A 5,196-nucleotide genomic window follows, 5' to 3' on the forward strand; every position below is an offset into this window, starting at 1 on the left:
TTCAACTGTTGAAACCTGAATGGACGTCTTTTGGGGATATCGTATGGATCTTTCTCTCAGTATTAATCGAAGCACGGGCCTCAAGGGACTGACCTTTTGGGGCCAATGGGCGCTGGCACAGGCTTTCGTTGTGACGCTGCTGTTCATTCTCGCTGAACAGCACACCGGCACCGTCGCGTTCTACTACCGAATGTGCGCCACCCTCGCCGTCCTGGCTTCGGTGCCGGCTTACACATTCAGCGGCGTTTATCGCAAACGCGACAACTACCTGACCGGCCTCGGCCGCTTGTTCATGGGCTGGTCGATGACCATGGCCGCGCTGGCGTGCATCGCGTTTGTCTGCCAGGCCGATGAGCTGTTTTCCCGTCAGGTGATTCTCAGCTGGGCGGTGTATGGCTTCCTCGGTCAGGCGTTCCTCTACGCGCCGCTGCATGCGTTTTCCAAGTACTACCAGCGTTCGCGTAAAAGCGAACACCGGACGTTGATCGTCGGTACTGGCGAATTGGCGTTGGGCCTGGCGAAAAAGCTCAGCCAACTGGAAAACCTGCCGCTGATCGGTCTGGTCAGCAACGGTGACAAACCGGTCCTCGCTTCCGACGCACCGCGTGTCGTAGGTGCTCAGGACGAGTTGCTCGAGCTGATCGAAGCCCATGACATTCGCCGCCTCTACATTACTCTGCCGCTGTGCGAAGCCGCGAAGATCGAAGCGATGTATGTCGACTTGCTCGGGGCCAACGTCGATGTGGTGTGGGTGCCGGACTTGAACAGCCTGACCCTGCTCAACCACTCCGTGAAAGTCGTGGACGGCCTACCGGCGATCTACTTGAACGAAAGTCCGCTGACCAGCCGCCCCACCGCTGCCCTGAGCAAGAGTCTGGTTGAAAAAACCGTGGCATTCCTGGCGATCATCGCGCTCAGTCCGCTGCTGTTGATCATCGCTCTGGCGGTGAAAATCAACTCGCCCGGCCCGGTATTTTTCAAGCAGGACCGCCATGGCTGGAACGGCAAGGTGATCAAGGTCTGGAAATTCCGCTCAATGCGTGTTCACGATGACCGCGAAGTGAAACAGGCCAGCCGCAATGACTCGCGCATTACCGCAGTAGGCCGTTTTATTCGCCGCACTTCCCTGGATGAGTTGCCGCAACTGTTCAACGTGTTGCAGGGACATATGGCGCTGGTAGGTCCACGGCCGCATGCGGTGGCGCACAACAATTACTACTCGGGCAAGATCCTCGCTTACATGGCCCGTCACCGAATCAAACCGGGCATCACTGGCCTGGCACAGATCAGTGGCTGCCGCGGTGAGACCGACACCATCGACAAGATGCAGAAGCGTGTCGAGATCGACCTGCAGTACATCAACAGCTGGTCATTGTGGCTGGATCTGAAGATCCTCGTTAAGACGCCGTTTACGTTGTTGTCGAAGGATATTTACTGAGGCTTAGCGCTGCAGATCACAAGGGGACGAAAGTCCCCTTTTTTGTGGGCGGGATTTGGCACACCGGTATTGCTCAACCACGCAGGATCATTGTGGGAGCTGGCTTGCCAGCGATAGCGTTAGCCCAGGCAATGGAGTTGTGATTGAGCGGCCCCATCGCTGGCAAGCCAGCTCCCACAGGGATTAGGGATTGGGTCGATAATTGCGGTGTAACACAAGCCGCATGTGGGAGCTGGCTTGCCAGCGATAGCGTTAGCCCAGGCAATGGAGTTGTAATTGAGCGGCCCTATCGCTGGCAAGCCAGCTCCCACAGGGTTCGAGTTGCGCCCGGACCCTGGCGCTTACTCGGTAATCTTCTCGAAGTTGCGATAGAACATGTCCCCTTCCCGGCTATCCGTCATCGAGTGCAGTTGATAGCTGCGGCTCAGTCTGGCGCCGCCATCTCGGGTCAGTGGCGCCCAGACCAGGTTGGCGCGGCGCATGGTCGACATGCTCATCATTTCGTCGAACGGGATCGACAGGTACAGGCCCTTGTCGAAACTACCTTCGCCATATTCGGCGCTACTGGCCGTGGTGATGGTTGCCCAGGCACCGACGCGCACGCCGTTAAAAAACTCGCGCGAGATGTCCACGGTCGTGCCCCAGTCTCCGGCCAGATAGCGACCAACACTGACCGCCGCCAGCGTGTCGAACGGCAGATCGGTATAGCCGGTGATATGCCCGGTCACGACCGAGTAATCGCGCAAGGCAAAGCCCTGATCGAAATCACGTTGGCGCACCCAGTTCAGATCCGCGCCCAGCGACCAGCGCTCGCCGGTCGGGCGGAACAACACTTCCGCACCGACGCCGGCAAACATCGATTCCAGATAACCGCCATAAACCATGCCGTAGAGATCCTTATCCAACTGCTCGGCATGGCTGAGCTGAAACAACGGCATGGTCGTGTTTGACGTCGTCAGGTACTGGCGCAAATCCGTGCGCACGCGAGGCAATCCGCTCGGCGCGTCATAGACGAATTTGTCGAAGTTGTTGACCAGGTTGGCGCTGAGCAAACCGCTCCACCAGGTGTTGCGGTTGAAGCGATATTCAGCGTCCGCATCAGCACTGAATTGATAGAGCAAACCATCCGGGCCGCCGACGTTTTGCTTGAAGCCCAGACCCACGCCATAGCTGAAATGCTGCGGCGCTTCGGTGTAGAGGGTTTTCTCGTTGTGCGGCATCGCCGGGTTGATTTCGGTGGTGCGGTGCAGCGCCTCCAAGGGTTCCTCGTTGTTGATCACTTCGCGGAAGGTCTGGCGCGGCAGGCTGGTTTCTTCCAGCGGCAAGTCGTAGCGCTTGTTGACCACGGTGAACCAGTCGATGTCGTCGTTGACGCTGTTGTCGAGAATCCGGCTCGCGCGGCCAACGGCTTTGGACGAATGGAAATAACGCTGCTGCTCGCCATAGACGATCAGTTCGGAATCGCGCTGGCTGATGCGCTCGACCTTGTACCCGGCATTCTGCTGCAAACGCCGCGACACATCGGCCCAGTTGACCTGTTCCATCGAGGTCGTCGGCGCCTTCGCCGGCAGCGGTTCGGGGGTCGGATCGTAGGTCTTGGCCGGCGCCTTGCGGCTGACGAAATTGGTGTGAAAGGTCACGCCGAACATCGCCGTGTTGCCCCGCTCCCACGCGGCGCTCAGGTCGATCGAATCGGTCACCTTGAACACAGCGCCAAGGTTGATCGGCGAGTCCTGTTTGATCTCGTTGTCCTTCGGCTCGTTTTTGTAGTCGTTACCTTCGAATTCAAGCTTCAAACTCAGCCGATCCCAAGGCGTCTGGTAGCTCACGCCACCGAACAGCGAAGGCTTGCCACGAAAGTATGAGCCGGAGTTGACGTCGCCGGTGCCTTCCAGCGCCGGGCGCGTATCGAAGCGATTGCTGACGTAGCCCAGCGGGTTGTCGAAGTCGCCGCGATTACCGATGTAGCCCCAGGCAATGCCGGCGCTGAAGTCGAAATTGTCGAAGCGCTTGTTGGCGACGAAGAATTCGCTGGAGAACAAACCGGTACCACCGATATCTCGAAAGCCCAGCGCCACTTCTGGCGCCCAGTGGCTTTCCTGCCACAGGCGTACTTTGGCGTCGACCGCCTTGTCCTTATAGCTTTGACTGCCGCTGAGGGCCTCCGAGCCGTACGGCCGGTTGGTGATCGCGGTGTAGCGGAACGAACCTTCGAGCCAGTCCAGCGGTTGCAACGACACGCTGTAGCGGCTGTAGGGATCGGTGCGGTTGGCGTTGACGCTCAGCTCGCCGGCCGGGGCCATGCGCGCCGTCGGCGTCTGCAACAGACCGGCGCCACCGAAGTCATTCTGGGTGATGCGCGGCTCGGCGTGGGCCAGACCGCAGGGCAATAACAACACAGCTGCAAAACGTAACTTCAACGAACCACCTCGGCCAGCTGCGTGGCAATGAATTCGGCCAACTGCTGATTCAGTTCAGGAAGAGGCGGATCTAGATCATCATTTTTTATCGGCACCAGAATCCTGCTGCCGGCCACCGGAAACTGCCCGGACTCGCGATTCCAATGCGCGATGCCGACGCGCCGCGAGACGCCGTTGGGCTGGATCAGCCACAGGTAATCGGCCTCGGCATCGTCGAGAATCGAGCAGCCTTCCAGGTATTCGCGCGCCTCCTGCAATGGCTGGTACGGCAAGTGACATGGCTCGGTGACCGCGCCCAACACTTGCACTTCATCAACCCGTTTCGGGTAGATCAGTCGATCGCCGTCATCCAGGCGAATGTTGCGCGCGAAGCCGACTTCCACCGCCACCGGATCAAGGTCAGCGATCTGCCGTCCGGTCACCGGCATCTGTCGAACCTCTTCGGCAATGCGCTGTGCCAGTGCCGCGCGGCTTGGCCGATCAAACAGCGTCGCCATGCGTTGCAGGACCTCGAGATCGAACAACACGCCGACCTTGAGCCGCGTCTGCTCCTCGACCAGCGACTGGCGCAACAAGCCGCCCGCCAGCCAATAGCCTTCGGCATTGGGCACGGCTTCGCTGATCACATCGAACAGGCGTCCACCCGACGGCAACGCGATCGGACCGGGATTGGCGACGTCGCCGGACACAGTGACGGCGGCCTGACTCGCCCCTGCGATCAGCAGAAGACCCGCCGCGATTAGGCTTAAGCGCTTCACGGCAGATGCCTGCGGTCAGGAGTCAATTGCACCAGCTTCACGCGCAGTTGCGAGGTCAGTTGTTGCTCGCTTTGCAGGATGAAACCGTCGCGCGGGTCGACCCAGTAACGGTTGGTCGCACTGAGGCCGATGGCTGGCGCGTCGATCTGTTCATCGACGCGCAGCACCGAGTAAGGCTTGTCGAGAATTTCCAGGGTTTCGGTGGCGCGGCGCGAGAAGCGGCTGTTGACGATCACGCCGACTTCCTGGCCTTTGTACAGATCGATCCAGCGCCGTGTGGTGAAACCGTCGGCGACGTGATGCAGGCCTTGCTTGAACGGCGAGTCATCGGCCAGCCGCGTGCCATCCAGGTCGCCTTGCAGACCGAGACCGATGCTGCGCACGGCGAGGCCATCGCGCAGCAGCAACACTTGCTTGCCGGAGGCGACCCAGAATTGCAGGTCTTCGCGCTCGCGCACCAGCGCCAGCACGCCTGAGCCGGATGGCGTGGTCAGTTTCAGTTGCGGGTAGTTGACCCCGGCGACTTCGGCCGCCGAAACGTCAACCTCGTCGGGGCCGACGACGGCGGCCTTGAGGTTGT

4 protein-coding genes are annotated in these 5,196 nt (G+C 60.0%); 1 reads left to right on the plus strand and 3 read right to left on the minus strand.

The genetic code is table 11. The features are described 5' to 3' along the window. Positions 1-43 precede the first annotated feature (43 nt). Complete coding sequence (locus OQK_RS28400; protein WP_016775452.1) at positions 44-1,438, plus strand: undecaprenyl-phosphate glucose phosphotransferase; 1,395 nt, start codon at positions 44-46, stop codon at positions 1,436-1,438. A 341-nt stretch (positions 1,439-1,779) separates the two neighbouring features. On the opposite strand, the gene OQK_RS28405 is transcribed toward OQK_RS28400, so the two are convergent. The 3 genes from OQK_RS28405 to OQK_RS28415 form a co-directional block, all read right to left on the minus strand. Next, positions 1,780-3,858 carry a YjbH domain-containing protein gene (locus tag OQK_RS28405; RefSeq protein ID WP_016775453.1) on the minus strand — a complete coding sequence of 693 codons (2,079 nt, stop codon included), beginning with the start codon at positions 3,856-3,858 and terminating at the stop codon, positions 1,780-1,782. Then, on the minus strand, positions 3,855-4,616 hold the full coding sequence (locus OQK_RS28410; protein ID WP_016775454.1) for a capsule biosynthesis GfcC family protein: 762 nt from the start codon (positions 4,614-4,616) through the stop codon (positions 3,855-3,857). Before OQK_RS28410 ends, OQK_RS28405 begins: the two co-directional genes overlap by 4 nt. Next, positions 4,613-5,196: YjbF family lipoprotein (locus OQK_RS28415; protein ID WP_016775455.1), on the minus strand; the 584-nt coding region annotated here is incomplete at its 5' end. The genes OQK_RS28415 and OQK_RS28410, both read right to left, overlap by 4 nt.

Source organism: Pseudomonas sp. R62 (assembly GCF_000257605.1).
GTDB lineage: Bacteria > Pseudomonadota > Gammaproteobacteria > Pseudomonadales > Pseudomonadaceae > Aquipseudomonas > Aquipseudomonas atacamensis.

Excerpts from the sequence above, each read along its gene's own strand:
- OQK_RS28400 (WP_016775452.1), top strand. The coding sequence starts at position 44 with ATGGATCTTTCTCTCAGTATTAATCGAAGCACGGGCCTCAAGGGACTG.